Here is a 19916-nt window from a genome sequence, read left to right on the forward strand (position 1 = left end):
GCAGGCAAGCTCGACTTCTCGGGCTTCAATCCACATGCCTCGTGAGCCGCATTAGCCACTCCACTTTTGAAATAGCCGTATTTAATGAATCGCAAGCAAAAGCCATCGGAAGGCCCAGGACGGTCGAAACCCCTTCAGTCTGCCTCTGCACGACTCGCGCGCAAAAACCGCCGAGTCGATCCGCGCCGCTTATCCTTGGCGGCGCCGACGCTAGCCAGGTTTCGCGAACGTCCGACTGGCCCAAGTTAGCCAGCAGTCGCCGAAGATTTGATGAACGGCGGCCGAACCAATCCCGCGCGAGACCTTGCGCGACCTTGCACCGGTACGCAAGCGATATCCGGGTCGCGGAATCTCCTGCCGCGCCGGGCGAGCGCACCCAGTTGTGACCGCATGTTGGACAACATAGGGGCAGCCTGAAATTGCACGCCTGCAGCCGGTAGGTCATCAAGACCTCGCCACATTGGATGCAACGGTCACGGAGTGGACTGCCGTGGACCGGGCATGTCTTGCACCCGTCGGATTGAAAGACGGCGAGATGAATGCCGCGCGTCGCACACTGCATGCACCACATCAATTGTTGCAATCCGGCACTTCGCGGGTCGTCGCTAACCGGCAAAAACGCAGCCGCGACGTCGCAGAGCGGAATGCACATCAGAGCGGACATCCGGAGGAGATCAAACTGACGCATGTCGCGCAGGTCAATGCCGTGTTTCAGAGTGCAGCGGCTGGGCTTTCGTAAAAAAAGTTGCGCCAACGCTGTACACGACAACGCGTTCAATTGCTGGAACCTGGCGAACAGCATGAACGCAGACTGACCTGGCAGATTCCAGTCGTCGCGCCAGCACCATTCGCCGACTTGCCAATCGTCGGCGCCGGGGAGCAGAATCTCGAAGCGACTTTTCATAGTCCAGCGGATACGTCGTCAACGAATACGATGCGCAAATCTTCCAGCGCCGCAACGTAGTTGGATTCGTCTACCGCTTGCGCCCACAATGCCGGGCTGAGTGCAAAATCCATCGCATCGTGGTTCATGTTCTCGACGAGCGCGATCTCGATAGTGCGCGCGACATACTCCATCGGCACCTCCATCTTGAAATCAAACCTCGCGCGCCGGTGGGCAGCATCGAAAGCGTCCCACAACGCGAGGTGCTGCTTCTCAAGGCGGAAGCCGGTGTCGAATGCGCGTTGCAGAAAGTAGCGCGTGTAAGGCCAGTCACTGCCGTCTGGAAAAGTTGACGTGTCGTAGGCGGCGAGCGACATTTTCAGATCGTCGGCGGCACGAAAGCCCTCGAACCGCAGCTCATCGACCATGAAACGGGACACGATCTGCGAGGTGTCCACGCTCTGTCGGAACGAACTCTTGCGGTTCAGGATCCCAGGTTGACCGACCAGGAATGTGAACATCCGCACGCCCCGACGCTCGAGTTCGTCCTGCACGTCCCGCAGCCATTCGTAGTGTTCGAGCTCGAGCCGCTGCGCTTCGTCGACAAATACGATCAGTTTGTTGCCGGCGGAACGTTCGACCAGTTCGGCCAGCTTATGGTAGAGGCGTAGTCGGCGCTGCAACGCCGTACCGCTATCCGGGCGCCCATGTCGTGCCGCCTCGAGCAGCATGCCGAAAAACAGCGCTTCCGAGCGCGACGGATTGCGCGGCATGCCGATCGTCAGGATTGCCACGCGAGGCAGCTCCAGATGCAGTAGCCGGACACAGTACCGGATCGCATAGGTCTTGCCCCAGCGAGTGTGCCCATAGATGACAGCTCCAGCGACGCCGCGTCGGATGCACTGGCGGACGCGTGAGTACATTGCCGCGATTGCCGGGGTGGGCACCATGTACGCCTGGTTCACGAGCGGATGCGCCGATGGATCAACGGGGCGTTTCAGCGAATCAGGCATCGTTTACCCGAACGTAAAAATCTGCGTGAGCCACGGTGCGTCCGGCGTCTTTCGGGCAGGTGTTTCTGCTGCCGGCGCTTCGCTTTTCACAGCTGGGCCGGGATGTGCCACATCAGGTGACGGTAGTGCCTGATGCGACTTCGCCCGGTCTGTCAGCATGCGCGCCAGGTCATTAGCGTCGCGTGTATGACTTCGCGCCTGTTCCTTCTTGTAGGCAAACCACGCGCCAACGGGATCGCTGCCGCGCACCGACAGCTTTCGCTGATGGATCAGTGAGAAGATTTCCTGTCGCACGCGCAGCGAATGTGGCGTAAAGCACCAGGGACGCGCGGCAGTCAACACACCCAGTTCTGACCCGTCCATATGGAACGCGTGCAAATGGCGGATGTCCTTGACGTTGAAATAGATGCGAAGCTGCTTGCCGATCAACCCTGCGATGCCAGACAGCACGCGACTGTCATACCGCACGTGCTCGAAATTGATATGTGGACGGTCGCTGCGGCTCACGTTGCCGCGGATCGTGACAACGCGGGTCTCCTGAAGCAGGCACAAAGTGCTGCGTCGGGTCGCTGGTAGCACACGCAGCAGGCCGTCCTGTTTTGCGAGCAGGAACTGCATTGCCTCCAGCGGCGTACGCCCGCCCAGGCGGCTCGCCATTGTAGTTGGCGAGAACCACGTCGATCACATCCTCGAGTTCGTCGAGCGTCATCATCAGCGAGGTTTTCTCGCCGACGTCGTTGAGCACACGTTCGACTGCGCGCGGATCGCTGCCCGTGGTGGCCGGCAATCTGTGCGCGAAATGCGACGCGAGCTGATCGAAGAAGCGCTCAATCAGCGCGCGTTCGTTCTTCTGGCCCAGTGGCCCGTTGTCGGCTGTGCAGCCGATGACCTGGGTCAGGCGCTCAAGTGTCGCCTTCGCGAAATGTGCCTTCGCTGCGTCAAAGCGGAACGTGCCCCAGCACGCCCACGCGGTACCGGGGATCGCCTCGGACGGGAAGCCTCCGCCGGGCCTGACCGCCAGCCCCGGAATCTTCGAAGCGCGGGCTGTGTGTGGTACCAAGCTCGCCTGCAAGGCTGCGGCAATGTCGTCCTTGTTGTACTCGCGGCCAAGCGCGAGCGCATAGCCAATTACTGCACGGGTTGCCACATCGAGCACCAGCAGGATCCAGATCCTGTGCAGCACGAGCAATGTTTCGAATCCGAACGGATCGTCGATGCGCAGCGTCAGGCGCGCGTCGATCTTGTGACCGTCGAATTCGACCGCCTCAAATGGACGGGTTGCGGGTTTGCGAACGGCTTCAGGATCGTCGTTCCAGCGATGGCTGATCTGCTGGGCGCCTGCTGCCCGAGCCGCCGCGTCGAAATCCCGAGTCGACAGCGCGAGGGCGTGACTGGCAAGCGATCGCTCGCCGAGATATTTCTGGTTGAAAGGATATTCGTGTGCCTGAATGCCCGCCTGCCGGCATTGCGCAAGAAAGCCTCCGTGGAGTCGCCACAGGTGCCGATGCACTTCGGTGAGCGCTGCATGCTTCCTGCTGCGTTCGGCGACCTTGCGTTCGAGCCAGCGTGCGATGTCTGGGTAACGCTGCAGCAACTGGCTGAAGGCGCCGCTGGCGTTGCTTGCGATGCCCTCACGGGATGGTTTGACCGGCGACCGGCGGTCGTAGCACCCCGTCAGCCTGCAATGGACGGGTGGTGGGCGTAGGCCGTAATAATTTTGTCACTACCCTTCCCTAGCAACCACGGGCCAAAGCGCGATCGTGTTGTCACTTTTATTTCACTTCGAATTGCAATGAAAGTGTCAACTCACGTAAGTCCGTATTAATTTTGTCAACTGGCCTCCTACACTTCGAATCCCGTCCGCAACCTATTGATCTTATGGAAGATGCTGCGCATCGCAGAGCCGGTCGCGCTCGCCCGTCCACGCGGCGCGCATCGGTTCGAAGCGTTCAGCCCAAAGCTCGGGCGCCGGGTGACGTTTTACCGACGCCCGCTGTTGGAGCAGTGGCTGTTGCTCGAGGCAAGCCCGAGAGTGATCACGTTTTGCGAGCGTCCGGGCTATGTCCTGATCGACGGGTCCCGGCAGCTTGCCGATTTTTGGGTCCGCTACGTTGATATTGAAGAATTAGTTATCCTAGACGATTCGGCGTCGGAGTGTAGCGTAATCAGATCACGTCGTGACATCGACGACGCCGCGTTGCCGATCCGGATAGTCGCGCCCGCCGAGTTTGCCGCCGCGCGTACCTGGACCGACAACTGGAAGCACATGCTCCCCTACCTTGTCGCCAACGAAGGGCTTGTTCCGTCAACCTTGCCCCGCGCGATCGTCGGGTTCCTGGGAGAACCGCAACGATTGCTCGCTGTTGAACGCGAATTCTCCGCAGTCGATCCGGTCCTGGTCCGAACTGCCCTGTTTGACCTGCTCCATCGCGGACGCGTCAGCGCGCCCGAGCTTCACGCGGAACCGCTATCGCTGCTCACGTCATTCGCGGCTTCGGAGGGGACATCATGAGCCGCCGCAAACTGGAGTTGCAGTCAATCGACGTGAGCGCCTGGCCTACTGTCGCCTTTACCGAACTGGACGATGTGGCGCGGGCCACATTCGAGACACGTCAACAGGCCGTGTTGCGCTACACGGCGGGAGAGTCGGTCAAGGCAATCGAGCGATCAACGGGCATCAATCGCCGGCAACTGTACCGATGGCTCGAGCGAGCCCAGACACCACACCCTGATGGACGTCCCTTCGGCTTCCGGGCGCTCATTCGCTATTTGCGCATCGCGGACTATGAGCGGGTGCGCGATGTACAAGTGCGAGGCGAGCACGGCAGCCGGGGCACCGCTGGTGCATTGACGCAGCTGTTCGAGCGATACCCTGAGTTGACAGGATGGCTTCTGCTTCAGGTCAAACAGCGCAGGGTGCTGCTCGAGCAGCGGCATACGGATGGCCAACTGCGCACGCGCCTGCGCGGTTTGCAATCGATGCACGATGAATTCCTGCGCCGATGTCGATCATTGGGATTGACGGCGGCCGACTACCCCTTCAACACCGGCGACCATGCGCTTCGCTCGCTGTCCCGACGGTTGAAGGCGGAGCTGCTGCGCACGTTTGGCACAGCGGCACGCTCAGCCGGCGCCTCGCACCTTAAGGGCCTGCCCCGGCTTGACGGCGCGGACGCACCTGCGGCGGTCCGGCCGTACCAGGTCGTCGAATTTGATGGTCATCGGCTCGATATCAGGCTCAAGGTTGTCGTGCGAGATCCGCTCGGTTTCGCGCACGAATTCGATTTGGAACGGGTATGGCTCCTGGTAATCATCGATGTGTGCACGCGTGCTGTGCTCGGCTATCACATAGCGTTTCGCGAATACAGCCGCTATGACGTCGTCAAGACAATCGAGAATGCACTCGAGCCCCATCGTGCGCGAATGTTCACCATCGCAGGGCTTGGGTATGGACCACAGGACGGCTTTCCGTCGGATCGCTTGCCCGAACTCGCGTACGTCACGTGGGAGTGGATCAAGCTCGACAACGCAAAGGCCAATCTCGCAAGGGAAACACTGAATTCGTTGTGCGAGTTTGTTGGTTGTGTCGCTGACGCCGGACCGAAGTACAGCCCCGATGAGCGGCCCTATATTGAGAGGTTTTTTGGGACAATCGCGAGCCGCCTCTCATCGCGTTTGCCTGGCTATACGGGTGCTCATCCTCGCGATCTGCGTCGGGCACTCGCAGATCCGAAGGGCGACCTGAGGCTCTACGTCTCACTCGACGAACTCTCGGAACTCGTTGAGTACAGCATTTCCCGCTACAACGGCACCCCGCACGCCGGCCTTAACAACGCAACGCCACTCGAAGCGATGGAATATTTCGTGCGCGGCAAACAGACGCTTGTGAGATGGCTGGCCCAGGCGCGTCGCCAGACACTTTGCCTGATGCAATCGGCACGGCGATGCCGGGTGCGCGCCTATCTCTCTCAAGGCGTGCGTCCGCATATCAACCTGCATGGTGTGCGGTACACGAGCCGGTTGCTCGCGGCAGGCACGCATCTGATCGGCGAGTATCTGCTGGTCTACATGAACGCTGACGACTTGCGCTCAGTGCGCGCCTTCGTGACGAGTGGCGAGGAACTGGGTGTCCTCGAGGCGCAAGGGGCGTGGGGCGTAGTGCCGCACAATCTGAAACTGCGCCAGGAGATTCTCAAGCAATCTGGCAAGCGCCGACGCCATAGTGCTGCGAACGATGCCAATCCAATCGAGGCATACGTCCAGCAAAAGCTCACGCAGGCGAGGAAGACGCGGAAAGCAGCGACGGAGCTCGCCCATGTGACGCGGATACTGACTTCAGCTCCGACAGTGCGCACGCCTGTCGGACCGAAACATCCGGTCGAGACAGAGACTGCGACAATGATCGCAGCGCCAACCCCGGGCACACAACCGGTGACGGACATCGATCTCTTGCCACGGTTATCGGTGCGCCCACGCAAGCTCTCCATCGGTACTGGCCAGGTCTTCTGATTTCGTCGCTCACGCAAGGAGGTGCATCATGTCGCTAGAAGTGCCGCGTCCGATTGATCCTTCACTGCATCCGCTCGTCACGGGCAATTACCGCCTGGCGACGCCCGCGATCGAAGCGTTCTACGAACTTGTCACCCGCTGCCTGCGCTATCGGATCCCTGGCGCGCTTATCTATGGACCGCCGCGCATTGGCAAAACCCGGGCGATCGAGTACGTGCGGCTCCTGCTTGCGCGTCGGCACCCGAAGATGTCCAGCTACCATGCACAGTGCGAGCACAAGCCGAAACACGCGGAAGGCCCATTCTTCAGCAATCTGCTTGAGGCCGTCGGTGATCATGCTCCGCACGCGGGTACGAGCTCGGCAAAGCGCAGTCGCCTCTCGCTGCGTATCCGCGAGGCCGCGGCCCGCTCCGGGAGCGGCACCGTACTCCTGTTCTGCGATGAAAGCCAACGCTACAACGAGAATGAGTATGAATGGCTGCGTGATGTGCATGACGCGCTCGATCGCCAGCAGATCAAGCTCTTCACGTTCCTCGTCGGCCAGCAGGAACTGGTCGCGCAGAAGACAGCCTTGCAGGTCGCAGGCAAAACGCAGATTGTTGCGCGTCTGATGGTCGAGGACCTCGCGTTCTACGGCATCAGGAACGCCGGGGATGTCGCCACGTGCCTGAATGGCTACGATCAGACCGCGTATCCGGAAGGTTCTCATTGGAGCTTCACGCGGTTCTACATCCCACAGGCGTTTGACGCCGGCTATCGCCTGGTCGCCGACTCGGGCACGCTTTGGCAAGCATTTGAGGCTGCACATCATAAGGCGAGCCTGCCTGGTAACCTCGAGATACCGATGGATTCGTTTACCCGGGCTGTCGAGATTGTGCTCAAGGAAAGTGAACTCAAGGACGCCCCGGGCCACTGCCCTGATGCTGGCTTGTGGACTCACGCGGTTCAGCACTGCGGCTATGTTCAGTCCCGCCACGCGACGGGCCGCGTGCTGGCAACGGTGTGATCCCGTGGCACTCATACGGCCGCGCTTCCCGATTCTGGCGTTTGATGAGTTAGAGCTTTCGCTTTCGCGAGGAAGCGCGTTGAATCCGAAGTGGCTAATGCCCGGCGAATCGCTTGTCTCAATCCTGTGGAAGTTCGCGTGCGCCAACGTACTGTCCGGAGACGCGCTCGTGCATCTGATCAGCCCGTGTGTTGATCCTTCTGAGGGCGTAGCACCTGTGCGCGACAACATCGAACTCGCGCGTCTGTGCCGCGTACTCCGTTTGTCCGAAGGCGTGTTGCGGACGTCCTTGCTTGATGCAGCCCTTGCCGTTCCGACTCACCCGACTTTCCGACATTGCAGACTGTGCGCTGCGCATGGCTACCACAGCGTGCTATATCAACTTGAGGAGGAAGAGCGCTGCCCCGTACATCATCAACCACTCGACACACGCTGTCTGCATTGCGGTGACGAGACGCCGTTCATCGTCAGCGCCAGCGTAATCGAGGCTCCGTTTCGATGCTTAGGGTGCCGTTCCCATTTCAGTTATGGTCGACTTTCGCTCCGCTCGACCATTCCCGCGATGCCCAGGCAGGACCGCATGGCGCTCAGTCGCCACTGGCTGCTGCGCTCGGGTAACGACATGAACGATGGCTCCGGAAATGCGTGATCGCGAGTTGTCGGCGCCGGCATATCGAAAGCAGTTGGAGACACTTTTATTTCGTTTCCCGTAACCGCCTGAATCTGCTGAAGTTTTTCGCGCCGCTGCGTCATACGAACGCGAGTTGACAGAATTATTAGCGCAGCGGGGACACTTTTAATACGGTCTACGCCGGCGACGTGCTCGTGCATCTGATCAGCCCGTGCGTTGATCCGTCGGAGGGCGTAGCACCTGTCCGCGACGACATCGAATTCACGCGCCTGTGCCGCATACTCCGGCTGCCAGAAGGCGTGTTGCGGGTGTCTTTGCTTGATGCAGCGCTTCCCGGTCGGCCTCACCCGGCTTTCCGCTATTGCAAACTGTGCGCCGCGCATGGCTACCACAGCGTGCTACATCAGCTTGAGGATGAAGATCGCTGCCCCGCACATCATCAATCACTCGACACACGTTGTCCGCACTGCGGTGGCGAGACGCCGTACATCGTCAGCGCCAGCGTAATCGAGGCTCCGTTTCGATGCCTATCGTGCCGTTCCCATTTCAGTTATGGTCGACTTTCGCTCCTCTCGACCATCCCTGCGATGCGCAGGCAGGACCGCATTGCCATGAGACGTCGCTTGCTGCTGCGGTTGGAAAATACGGTCGACACCGTGGGCCCCAAGGTGGCAACGCCCGTCGTAATTGACACTTCGCAATGCCAGGCCAGTGACAACTTTACTTCGTTTCCTGCAAGTCGCTGATCTCACGTGATTTTATCGACTCGCCGGCACCGCGACGCCGCGAATTGACAACTTTATTAGCGAAGTTGTGACAACTTTGCTTCGGTCTACGGTTGTGGCGCGATCGAACAGCACCTGCCCGCGCAGGCGCGGCGGCAACGCCATCACTTCCGGATCGCGCACGCCGTCGACCACGGCCTGCAGCGAGAGCGCGTACAGCTCCAGGTTGCGCTCGATATCCCGCTCGGCAATGAGCGCGAGATTGCGCGATGCTTCGCGGGCGCGCTCCATTGCATCGAGGCGCCCCTGATACAGCACCGCCGCGAACAGGGCCGTCACCACGAGGGCGATGGCGATGCCGCCGCAGACCAGCGCCAGCGGTGCCGAGCGGCTACGCCAGAACTGGTCGGTCAGCGACGCGCGCCCTCGCCTGTTGTTCGTTACCGTCTGCACGATGCCTCTTCACGTCTGCGGAAAATCCGGCTGCGCTTGTCCCGACCGGTCCGGGATGGCGCCTTGGCTGCCCATCAGGTCACGCCGGCGGTTGCCCTCGGATACCCATGGACGGCATTCGCGCGCTTGTGGGGATGCGATATGCCCTTACCAGCGGGCCAGCAGCGCAACCGACGCCTGCGGGACGACTGAGATGCGGTCCGCGCCGCTTCGCGTGGGATCCGGGCTGGTGAAAGCGCCGGATATTCTACCGGCGCACCACAGCGTTATCGGCAAACAGGATAGCTTCTTGACTCCGGATCCTGCAGACGGCTTTTATCGGTCTGGATACCGAGGTGGCGGAAAAACAGGATTGACGTGAAGCGCTGGATCAGGAGCGGTTGGAGAGACGTGCGGCGACCAGGCGCAGCGCCGAACGGTGCAGGCCCCTCCGCGGGGCGACCCGCCGGCGGTCCCCGCGATTCAATGCGGGAATGCAGGGGCGGCAACGCGATCCGGTCATGCGGACCCGACAACGCCTTTTCCGTTGCTGATGCCTGCCGCTAGTCGCTCATCACGCGGGCGCGCAGGTGCTCGAGGGTCGCCTTCAGTTGTCGGCGCAACTGTGGACCATTCGTGACCAGGTGCCCCTCACGCTCGAGCCGGTCAAGCAGATCGATCTCACGCAACAGGCGTTCAATTGCGCTGTCCGTGTCGTCAGCTTTCTGTTCGGCCATAGCACCCCGCTCTGCTTGTAGTCGGAAAATAGTATAGGGGATGGGTGCGGCGCCGGAATATCGCCGAAATTATTTCCGGGCGCACATGGCACCGGCCTGCGGCGATGACCCGCGTGTCACCCGGCTCGCCCGCCATGGTCGAAACTCCGTTGCGCCCTCCTCGCCGCGCTTCGACGACCAATCACATGGCTTGCCTACTACCGCGTCGAACCCGGTCTCCCCAACGCGACCCGAAGTCGGTTGCGCTGGCCTTAAGCGCAAGTGGCACCCTTGCCGTACGATCAGCGCAGTTCCGATTCGCACTCAGGCTTTGATCTTCCTCTTGCGTCGGTCTCACGTTCACAGTAATCAGCCGCGAAGTTACGAATAACGTATTGAACACTACATTTCGACGCGTCACTTGCAAGAGTGCGCTGCACGGGCCGGCCACTGCGTGCCGACGGACCCCGGCCTGTCCTTTTCCGTGAAACATTCGACAAATGACTCGAATAAAGATCACTAAATCAATGATTTATAACTTTTTATCCGCCGCCCCGGATGTTTCACGGACGATCGGACAAGTAGCGCTGGTCATTTAACATTCCCGCCCGGTAATGTTCTGCTAACTTTGAACCTTGACTCACGGCGGCCGCGAATTGCGTTAGGGTAAACCCTAGATATCGCATAGCGATCACCGCCTGGCCTCCGACGGCGTGCGCGTCCCACGGCATGCACTATTCCGTCCGTATGCACCAAGACGCCGCGGAACGGCTGCGCCTCCCTGGAGTCGGCCCGCAGGTAGCGCAACTCGTCCATGCCCGCCTGCGGTTTGCGCGAATTCGACGTCGCCGGCCGCGAAGTAGCGTGGCGCGTCGTCATGACCGAGGCGAGCCCACCGGTCCCAGCCGGTCAGCGCCGGCGCCCCGTCGACGCTGATACCCCAGTGGCGTCGCCTGCCGCCAGTGATTGGAGGACTTCATGTCGCTCGCGGCGGCCACGTGCGCGCAGCTTGTCGGGGCGCCGCTGAGCCACCGGCCGACGCACGAGGAAGCGCGATCGATGAGGGTCGCGGGATCGTTCTCGACAACCTCGCGAGCGCAGGCGAGAGGTTGCAGCGTGGAGTTAATTTTTTCAGACGTCGGCGGCGACCGCCGTGAGTACGTGGAGCTGGGTGCGGGCTGCGCCGGCCTAAGATGCTTGCGTCCTAGTGGAATCCGCCGCCGCATCGGCAAGTAACGCGGTATGAGCACGCCGCCCCCCGCAACCGCCGGCTGGCATGCTACGGGCGCTGACGCGCTCGTGGTCCAGCTGCCGAGCGGGCTCGGTGTACTCGTCGACCGGTGACAGCCCGTCGGCTGGAAAGCTGTGTCGGCGGACTGCCACCGCAACGCCGATCGCTGGGTAGCTGCGCACCCGGGCGACGCGGCCGTGCGTGGTGATGCTGCATGAGCCGTTTGCCGGCCAGCCGTGCCGGTTCGTCGCACATACACTCGTGAGTACGGGGTGGATGGCGCGCTGACCAAGGCGACGCTGCCCGCGGACCACCCTTTCCCGTGCCAACGGCGCCGGTGGCCGACCTTAACGAATTTCTTAGTGTCCTGGCCGACGACGCGTCAGTTGAAGGAGCTGGCGCTGGGAACCGAGCTGTGGGATTGCCTGAGGACATCGCATGAGCGCGCGTGGCACCTCGCCGATTCGGCGTGAATGCGGCGGTGCAGGCGCGGTGGCGTGGCCCACGTCGACCCGTGCCGCCAACCCGCAGGAAAGCCCGGTCTGCCAAGCCTGACCGACGATTTATTCTGGTACTCCCGGCAGACGAGCGTGCCGGTCTCCCCGTGGACGACCCTGTACGACTTTGCCGGCTTCATCGCATTGCTGTAAGTGACGGCGCCGTGGGCGATCCGCGCGCGGTATGCCAGGGCCACCGGGCGAGACGTCGACGAAAAGGAGCTGAAGCTGTTTGTCGGAGCCGCCGCCCATCTGGCTGCGGCACCCCTTACGCGAAAGGACTCGATCAAACGCTCCACACTGGCTTGACGGTCGGCGCTTAACAACATGGGCCACGCGGACCGACGGACCTTCAACCCGTACATCGATGAGGAGCCGCTGAGGCGCGCTGGCGACGCACGTGGCCCGCGCCCGCGCGACACGGTAACAGTCGCCATCTGACGACTACCGAGTACGTGCCGTCGTGCCATGAATGTCGCCGCATCAGCACGATTGGCGCGGCTAACATTGCCGACACGTAGGGCATTCACAAATTCAGCCACTGCTCCGCCGCGATGCGCGGCGGAGCTTCACGCAGTCACGCAACGCCCCGCGCCGATCACGAGCCGGCCCTCGCGCTCTACGCGAAAGAAGACGTCACTCTCGCAATTGGCCAGTCCATGGTGAACCTCGATGGCCTCGCGTTGATGGCGCTCAGCAATGTTGGCCAGCCGCCTGAATGGTCCGCAACTGACCACTGAAATCGACTGGGTTTCGCAAGGAGCGCCTCGGTGTAGCTGGTCGCCGCATGAGCCTGCTTGGGGTGCTCCTACGTGACCTCGGCGACGGCGGGCACTGGGAACCATCGCGGCGCTTCGCGAGCGGCAGAAAGATCTCGTCGCTATACGAATCATGGCAACCGAGCTTGTCCGTTTCGGAGAGATCGCGGCAGATACGTGAGATATCATGACCTATGAAATCAAGGAAACGGCCCGCGCGGTGGCTATTGCACTAGTCCTTGCTACAGTCGCTGCGCAGGTGACTGCTCGAAAAATGTAGCGGCGGTCCGAGTCCCCGACATGAAACCCCGAGTCGGAGTTTCCCGGCGTCTTCGCTGCAGCCTTCAAGACGAGAGCAGAAAAGTGTCCAAATTAGAACACTTTTGTCCGCGCGCCCCGTGCTCGGGTAGCGAGTCACGGTGGGCGCGTTATCCGGATCTTCGCAACCGCCCAAGGCGGGGCAGAAAGTGTCCTAATTAGAACACTTTCTGCGTGCTTGCGGAGTAGCGACTCGGCCCGTGATTCGGTCATAAAAAAACCCGCCAGTGGCGGGTTTCGAAGCAGTCACTCGGACCGAATGGAGAACATCTTCCCTATGTGCTCCCGAAGCTCGCTTTCCTGCTCCTCGGTCACCACGCCCGCCTTAAATTTGAACGTTAACCCCTTGACGTCCTTGGTGATACTACCGGCTTGAACCTTCCCCGAAAAAATCTTCAAGATGCTTCGTCCACCGGCATCAGCAGCCGACAGTCCACGTGAGACCTGCGCGTTGATAGACGCAGCTACCTTAGTCTGGACGAGATCTCCGGACACAACGACGGGCCATAGGTCCCTAGCAGCTTTTAAGCCGGCCTCCCCTGTCTTCTTTAATACATTGACAATGTCTTGAGCCGAGTTTGCCGCCAGCAACGAAGGATTCAGGTCAAGGTCACGCTTGATGAAGTCCGGTAAATCGTCGAAGGCCAAGAGCCTGTACAGGTCAGCGCGCGTCACGCCCATCACTTCGGCAAGTCGGGTACGTTTCGGGAACTCCGTCTCCGCACGACGAACCGCAATCGCAATCTCATAGTCGGTCAGGTCGTCGCGAGTGACGTTTTCCATCAACGCCAACGCCGCCATATCTTGGTCAGTGCATTCAATAACGACTGCCCGGATTTTTTCCAGGCTGAGCAACTTGTGCGCACGCCAGCGCCGCTCCCCTGCAACCAGCTGGAACGTGTCGCCGACCCTGCGAATGGTCACAGCCTGCAACAAACCGACCTCGGAAATCGCCCTCGCCAGTTCCGACAGCTTTGATTCATTGAATTGGCGGCGAGGCTGCCACGGGTTAGGAACGATGAGACCGACATCAATCTCTGTTGCTAATCCTTTCGACTCAAGCTCCTGAATCCGTAGCTGAGCCGCAGCGAGGGCACTCGTGATGCCCGGCATCGTTTGTGGACCGCGCGCGCCCTTCTCCTTTTTGCCCTCGCCCTTAAAATCCGCGGGCGTCGGCAAATTGGCTGTCTTGGCCATTAGCTGTTCTCGGATATTACTCATGCCGACTCCTTCCACGATTTGACAAACATGTCGTCCAGCCATTTAGCGTACTGAATCATCGGCTGCTTGACGCGTTGCAACGACTTTGCCGTCGAATGGGTACTGACGACATCCAGTGCTGTCGAGAACGAAAGTGCGCCCCCACTCATCACCGAACTTGCCGGAATTTCAAAAGGGTCGAGCCACCGGCCATAGGCACTTTGTGCCCACTGCCGCACCACTGGCGCCGAGGAAGTCTTCCCGTAGTCCACCTTGGACAGAAGGATCGAAATGCACTCGTAGACCTTGTCCTCCTCGTACGGGAGGAAGTCTTCCGCGACGTCCGAGAACAAGCGCCAGAATGCCAGTGAGCTGATGAAGTCCAGGTTTTCGGGGATCATAGGCATGACCAGCGCGTCGGCCGCAAGGAGCGCGTTCAGGTTCATGTACGACAGCGAGGGCGATGTGTCTATCAGGATATAATCATATTGCGCCCTCAGTGGCTCAAGCCCTTGGCGCAAAACCGCCCAGAAGCGGTACCCCTGAATTGTCTTCTGACGTGCGGGAAGGAGGAACTCAGCGCCGTACAGGAACGTGTGCCCGGGAATTATGTCGAGACCATCCCAGTACGTCGACTGAACCCGTGCGCCGAGCCCCCCCTCCACGTTCTGGTCGTAGATATACGGCAGGACGGTATCTTCTCCGGAAACTTCCTTCTCTGCGTAGAGACCACAAAGTTCCGACGCTGAAGCTTGCGGGTCGAGGTCGATTAGAAGAACCCGCCGTCCAAGAAGAGTCAACGCCTGTGCAAGGCAGACCGTCGTGGTGGTCTTCGCTGACCCGCCCTTAAGCTGCGCTGTGGTTAGGACTTTGCCCTGGAACTCGCCGTCATTGTCGCCAAGCCGGGTCTGGTAGATGTCCGAGGCCATCTTTACCCACATGCGCACCTCGGGCAGCGTGAATGTTCGGCTGCGACCGTTTCCGTTCAAGGTTCCTGTGGGGAGCCCCGCGTCACCCTTGGTCACCAGATACTGAATCTGCTGTCGAGTAAGATTGCACATCTCGGCCAGCTCACTAATAGTAAAGTAGGGGGCAACTTTGCGCGGCCGCGGTGCGAGAATCTGCTCGCGAAGGTTGTCCGCGAAAGGTTCGAGACCGTTAGCAAAGTCCGCCACCTCCCGAAGCGTAACCTTCCTGTCTTCCATCGGTAGGGTGCCTACGTTAGCCATTCTGCGCTTTCTCCGTGTTTTGACGTTGAAGCGCAGAATACACGAATATGCGTAAACAAGGTTGTATTGAGCAAGCCTTTTTACCCTACTTGAAGATATGCCGCCTAAATTGATGATTTGTTGACTGTTTTCCCGCGCGGGCCCGTCTGCTTGCACATTTCCCAAAGCCCGCACACCGGCCTTGCGGGCACAACCGACAATTCTAGCCGCCCGCACAAAAAGCACCCCCGGGACGGTTTTTGTGCGGAACCGTATGCTTGGAAATTTCCCTGCATTTTCAACGTGTTAGTTGACTACAACACTCCGAACGTTACCAAGGCCCGAGATCGCCAGTACACTGGTTCGTCTGGTTTTTGTAAACATAAACCCACCAACAAACAAACAGGCAACAGAAACCGCTTTTAAATCAACGGCCACCCCTGTAGATAGGGACGGTTTTTGTGAAGCAGGGGGCGGTTTTTGTGCGAACAGGTGCGTAAATTGGGCAGTCTCAGACGGAAATTGTGAAGACAGGGGTGGAAGTTGTGATGCGCCGATAGGGCACGGGGTGCTTTTTGTGCTGAATCACCCCCGGCGATCGGGGTGGTTTTTGTGTTGACACACATTGCTCGACTGATAGAGTGCCGGGGATTGGAGTCGAATTGAACAAATGGAAAACCAGACCCTAACCGCTACGCCGCATCAGCTCGCCTTGGACATCTACGATGACATGTCCGCACAAGGCGCGGCCATCTGCGAGTCGACGAGAGACATTGGTTTCCTGAGAAACAACATCTTCACGCGGGTGGGCGGATTAGGCATTGCTGCCCGCCGGGTGCTGGACGCTGCGTACTTCATCGTCGCAACCAAGGCGCCGGATGAGCTGTTGGACGACAAGGTCTACACCTTCACGGCCGACGTGAACTACTTCAAATGGCTGATGCGTTACGACAGTCGGAACCACAGCCATCTCATTGCCCAGATGAGCGCGGCCGCAAAGGCGCGCGTTGAAATCATGACGGCGCCGTCTATCGAGGAGATAACCGAGAAAGATTCATGGGGGACCATCAGTCTTCTTGGCGACTGCTACATCGAACGCAGCGTAGTCTACATCCTGCTCTCAGGGCGGGTCATCAAATACCTCATCAGCCCCTACAAGGCGCATTGGCTGAGCCTACGCGCCTCCACTGCTTTCTCCCTCTCCCTTTCGCGCGCTATCTACGACCGGCTCATTCCGTGCGAGGGGCACGGAGTAACGGAATGGTTTGCCTACGAAGACGTGCTGGAGTGGCCGGGTAAGGTCGGCGAGTCGCGCAAGACGGTTAAGGAATTCAAAAAGCGATTCCTTGAACCCGCTATCGAACAGCTGAACGACCTCTCGGATTTCGATGTGAGCTGGGAGCCCAACGCCGAGCGCATAGCGCCAGAGAAACTAAAAATCCGCTTCAGGTTCATGAAGAAGCAGGGGGTTGACGCAGCGCGTGCTGGTATCCAAGATTCAATGTACCTAGTCCTTCATAACGAATTTGCCTTTGACACGCCCGAGTTCGAGCGGCTCGCGAAAAATCGGGAAGTCTGGACTGATGAGCGCCTCGAACAAGCAATCGAATACACCCGGTTCAAGCTCAACGAAGGGAAGGTCACGGTCAGTCCGAAGGGCTATCTGTTCAAGGCCCTTGAAGGGAACTACCGCATCGGTGAAGCGGACCGAAGAATGGCGTCCATCAAGGCCAGGCAGCTTGAGGACAACACGAAGGAAAGCCGCAGCCGGGACGCCGCGCAAGCAAAGATAGAAGCGAACATTCAGGCACAGAATGAGATCGCTAAGGCCAAGATGAGCGAAGAAATCAAGGTCGGCCGACAGTTCTTCGAGTCCGCTGATGGCCACGCGCAAAAGGAGCTATGCCACTCCTTCGTAAGTCAACTTATTCCGCAGCGGCTCATCGAAAAGCAGGGCATGTCCCGCGAGACGCTGCGTCCCGACAATATACTCACGGTGAATCGGGTAGTTGCAGACGCATTCTGTTCGCATGTGTTCGCGAAGATGAGGAAGGCGCGTGCAAGCAACCAGTCCTGATTGCGACAATTCACCTGCCTAAATTGCGTACCTTGCATTTTTGGCCTCGCGGTAGTCAGCACCGAGAAGAGGTCTTCAACCGAGCATTCGTGAGAGATGCATCGCGCTCGACGAACGATCTCGGTCTCACCAAGCTGAAGGGCTAGCGTACAAAGCGCCCCAATGGCTCTGAGCGAGACCGTCTTATTATCGAACAAGCGGAGCACTGCTTCCGGTAGTCGGGCAGCAGAAACCATCCGCGACCCTTGCGGAAGCGAAACGTCGAGATCGGTGGCGATGGCTCGTTGACTTGGCCATGGACGATTTTCCAGCAGCGACAGATGAAATTTCCCCATCGCGGCGATGGAAGCCTTTTTTTAGCGCAGACGCATGTGAACCGCCGCCGCAGCTTCACGGTGAGCCATACGATTCACCCTCTTTAGAACAATTACTGATCCAAACGCAGCAACGATTTCTGCGGCATCCAGCGATAGGCTTTACGCCGCTTTTTGCCTTTGCATTTCCCTTGAAAACCAACGTTTTTGCGGCCTCGTCGCGGATGCTCACGCGGCCATCGACGCACCACGTCGACGGACCGCAAAGAAAACCAAGTCTCTCGCGTCGCCTTCCGTACGCGGCCCCGCGCGCCGGTAGTTGCGCAACGAGTGTCCACGCAAGCGTCAGCTGGCCGCGCGCGCCAGCACGAGCTGCTGTTCGTGAGGAATCCGAAGTTCTGTTCTTGTTCATACTCGACACCACGCGCTCGGCGCGGAGTGTTTGCGCGCCGACGCGCCGGAAGCTCGGCCCGATGGGGCTCAAGGCGCTGGCGCACGCCAGACGCGTACCCACCGGAGTTTTATTTCGGTCGAGTCGATATTTCCGCGTTCAACAATACAGCCATCAAAGAAATCTTCGATTCGGCCACCTCGTTGACCGGTCCGAGGTGGTACTCCAAAACCAGATTGCCACCCGACCTCCGGAGCTTTACCTTGGCCTTGTTGCGGGCTAGGCCTACAAAATGGCCGATCAGTTCTTCGTGGGATAGCCTTGGAATAGTGCGACTGGCTTCGATAGCGAGAGCTTTCATCTTCTCGCTCCCCCTGATCTTCGTTAGATGAACAAGTCGCTCTCCCAAGTCAGCTCTCATGTCGGGAAACAACGCCAGCACCTCGCTGGGTAATGAAGCGATCGAAATCGCTTTAGTAACAGTCCGCCGGTCGATCCCGAGTCTTTCGGCGGCCTCTTTTGCGGATACCCACTTGCCTTCTTTCAGGCCATCGCCGTACGTTTTCGCGAGCAAAAGAGGTTTGTAGAACCGCGTCGAGCGTTGGAAAGTAACCTCACCGCAAACAAGTGCCGTCAGAGTCGACCGCGACTTCCCCGATGGATCCACTTTCCTTGCGCGAGCGACAAGCGTAGACGCCCCCTCGGTATTCGCAGCTTTCAGGAGTTTGCGCGCGGTGCTATTGACCAGCCCGACTTCGTTGAAAATGGCGAGTATTTCTGATGGGAGGTCGGAAACCGCGACTGCTTCGCGAATTCGCGCAAAACCGATGTTCGTGTTGAACTGGGTCGCCAGCACTGTTGCTGCTTCTCTGTACGAGTTCCATTGAACGCCATACCCGGCGTGATAAAGCGCCGCAAGATGGAGAGGATCGGCGATAGTGGGTTCGGTGTGCATGGTTCGGGTTCGCGAGTAACGGACGGAGTATCTGACAGAGTTGTTCGGCGCAAGCACTGGAAAGATGCCTGAAAACACGCTGTTCCATGCCCGTCAAGTTCGTCGATTCATTTGATACTACCGGCCGACCCAGTCAAGCCCACTAATCCCCGCCGTCTGCGCTAGGAAATCGCCCCGTCATAGGCGAGAGTTTCCTTGCAAATGGGTCCTGGGTCCATGTGGTATTGCCGTACCGACAAGTAAGCCCATGACGGGCTGACTTTTTACACCGACCAAGTTTGAGCATGGGCGCCTTGGCGTCGCACAACCGTCTATGGACAGCGATTGCCGTGCGCCGATTGGAAATTACGGCGGGGGAAAACTCTTTGTCGTCCATGTTCGTTCCTAGAGCGGCTGACTGTAGCTTGGACCAATTGGCGTTGCGCCCGATGAGGCGCCGGCAGCAAGAAACCTAAACCTGCGAGTCGATTATAGTCAGGTGGGTTTTGCGAAACTTTCACCCACTAAGTCCCATCCGCTTTAGAAGCGCGTCCGCACTATGGCGAAGTTCGGCGGCTGCCTGACTGTTCGGTTTGGAAAGAATGAGCGGGAGATCAGTCTTGTCTGTGAGCTCTTTCGTAAAGTCATCGCTTCGACGGATCGAGGTGTCCAGCCAAGAGACGCTGTAAGTTTGGGTAGCGGTCATCAATTGACCGATAACGCGCACGCGATTCGGGTCAAAAAAATTACCAACGATAATAAGTTCGGGATTCCTGTCAAACCGGCCATGCATCTCCGTTAGTACGTCAGACAGATACGAAATTGACTTGGTCGAAAATTTGTCCATCGAGACGGGCGAAATAACGTATCAGATGCAAGCAAGGCGCCGCTAGTAATACGGTTCTCGGCGGACGCTGTATCGAACAGGATCTTCGGGAGCGCGGTTCAACAGTCATTCGTGGGTTCGTGCGCCGTTTGTGGGCCGATCAGTTTCTAGGCTATTTCAAAAGTGGAGTGGCTAATGCGGCTCACGAGGCATGTGGATTGAAGCCCGAGAAGTCGAGCTTGCCTGC

The 19916-nt window shown here is 59.3% G+C and carries 15 protein-coding genes and 1 pseudogene; 6 read left to right on the forward strand and 10 right to left on the reverse strand.

Annotation, left to right across the window (positions count from 1 at the left end; all coding sequences use genetic code 11):
• Positions 1-25: 25 nt before the first annotated feature.
• From SB822_RS52205 to SB822_RS52220, 4 genes are read right to left on the reverse strand one after another with little or no spacing between them, the layout of a single operon-like run.
• Complete coding sequence (locus SB822_RS52205; RefSeq protein WP_410858461.1) at positions 26-904, reverse strand: hypothetical protein; 879 nt, start codon at positions 902-904, stop codon at positions 26-28.
• The gene (locus SB822_RS52210) at positions 901-1896 is read right to left on the reverse strand and encodes an AAA family ATPase (RefSeq protein WP_410858462.1); all 996 of its coding nucleotides are present in this window, start codon (positions 1894-1896) and stop codon (positions 901-903) included. The genes SB822_RS52205 and SB822_RS52210 overlap by 4 nt, the downstream gene beginning before the upstream one ends.
• Before the next feature lie 3 nt (positions 1897-1899).
• Positions 1900-2346 (reverse strand): hypothetical protein, encoded by a 447-nt coding sequence (locus SB822_RS52215; protein WP_410858463.1) that lies wholly within the window; start codon positions 2344-2346, stop codon positions 1900-1902.
• Positions 2347-2353: 7 nt separating this feature from the next.
• Positions 2354-3490 (reverse strand): hypothetical protein, encoded by a 1137-nt coding sequence (locus SB822_RS52220; protein ID WP_410858464.1) that lies wholly within the window; start codon positions 3488-3490, stop codon positions 2354-2356.
• Between the two features lie 291 nt (positions 3491-3781).
• On the opposite strand from SB822_RS52220, the gene SB822_RS52225 reads away from it, so the two are divergent.
• From SB822_RS52225 to SB822_RS52240, 4 genes are all read left to right on the forward strand, one after another.
• Positions 3782-4408 carry a hypothetical protein gene (locus SB822_RS52225; protein WP_410858465.1) on the forward strand — a complete coding sequence of 209 codons (627 nt, stop codon included), beginning with the start codon at positions 3782-3784 and terminating at the stop codon, positions 4406-4408.
• Positions 4405-6405: a helix-turn-helix domain-containing protein gene (locus tag SB822_RS52230; RefSeq protein WP_410858466.1), complete on the forward strand. Its 2001-nt coding sequence runs from the start codon at positions 4405-4407 to the stop codon at positions 6403-6405. Before SB822_RS52225 ends, SB822_RS52230 begins: the two co-directional genes overlap by 4 nt.
• 28 nt (positions 6406-6433) lie before the next feature.
• Positions 6434-7411: an AAA family ATPase gene (locus SB822_RS52235; RefSeq protein WP_410858467.1), complete on the forward strand. Its 978-nt coding sequence runs from the start codon at positions 6434-6436 to the stop codon at positions 7409-7411.
• Positions 7412-7508: 97 nt separating this feature from the next.
• The gene (locus SB822_RS52240; RefSeq protein ID WP_410858468.1) at positions 7509-8060 is read left to right on the forward strand and encodes a hypothetical protein; all 552 of its coding nucleotides are present in this window, start codon (positions 7509-7511) and stop codon (positions 8058-8060) included.
• Between the two features lie 818 nt (positions 8061-8878).
• Here SB822_RS52240 and SB822_RS52245 read toward each other — a convergent pair.
• A pseudogene (locus SB822_RS52245) lies at positions 8879-9220 on the reverse strand (diguanylate cyclase); the annotation flags it as partial.
• Between the two features lie 542 nt (positions 9221-9762).
• Positions 9763-9936, reverse strand: a complete 174-nt coding sequence (locus tag SB822_RS52250) for a hypothetical protein (protein ID WP_165489545.1) — start codon at positions 9934-9936, stop codon at positions 9763-9765.
• Between the two features lie 1707 nt (positions 9937-11643).
• Here SB822_RS52250 and SB822_RS52255 point away from each other — a divergent pair.
• Positions 11644-11796: a hypothetical protein gene (locus SB822_RS52255; protein ID WP_410858469.1), complete on the forward strand. Its 153-nt coding sequence runs from the start codon at positions 11644-11646 to the stop codon at positions 11794-11796.
• 1169 nt (positions 11797-12965) lie between these two features.
• Here the strand turns inward: SB822_RS52255 and SB822_RS52260 are convergent.
• Both SB822_RS52260 and SB822_RS52265 read right to left on the reverse strand, forming a co-directional pair.
• Positions 12966-13940, reverse strand: coding sequence for a ParB/RepB/Spo0J family partition protein (locus SB822_RS52260; RefSeq protein ID WP_410858470.1), 975 nt, complete (start codon positions 13938-13940; stop codon positions 12966-12968).
• The gene (locus SB822_RS52265; RefSeq protein WP_410858471.1) at positions 13937-15148 is read right to left on the reverse strand and encodes a ParA family protein; all 1212 of its coding nucleotides are present in this window, start codon (positions 15146-15148) and stop codon (positions 13937-13939) included. Before SB822_RS52265 ends, SB822_RS52260 begins: the two co-directional genes overlap by 4 nt.
• A gap of 649 nt (positions 15149-15797) precedes the next feature.
• On the opposite strand from SB822_RS52265, the gene SB822_RS52270 reads away from it, so the two are divergent.
• The gene (locus SB822_RS52270; protein ID WP_410858472.1) at positions 15798-17204 is read left to right on the forward strand and encodes a replication initiation protein; all 1407 of its coding nucleotides are present in this window, start codon (positions 15798-15800) and stop codon (positions 17202-17204) included.
• Positions 17205-18039: 835 nt separating this feature from the next.
• On the opposite strand, the gene SB822_RS52275 is transcribed toward SB822_RS52270, so the two are convergent.
• Positions 18040-18864 (reverse strand): hypothetical protein, encoded by an 825-nt coding sequence (locus SB822_RS52275; protein ID WP_410858473.1) that lies wholly within the window; start codon positions 18862-18864, stop codon positions 18040-18042.
• 496 nt (positions 18865-19360) lie between these two features.
• The gene (locus tag SB822_RS52280) at positions 19361-19690 is read right to left on the reverse strand and encodes a hypothetical protein (protein ID WP_410858474.1); all 330 of its coding nucleotides are present in this window, start codon (positions 19688-19690) and stop codon (positions 19361-19363) included.
• Positions 19691-19916: the final 226 nt, after the last annotated feature.

The organism is Paraburkholderia sp. SIMBA_054, assembly GCF_046534875.1.
GTDB classification, from domain to species: Bacteria; Pseudomonadota; Gammaproteobacteria; order Burkholderiales; family Burkholderiaceae; genus Paraburkholderia; species Paraburkholderia hospita.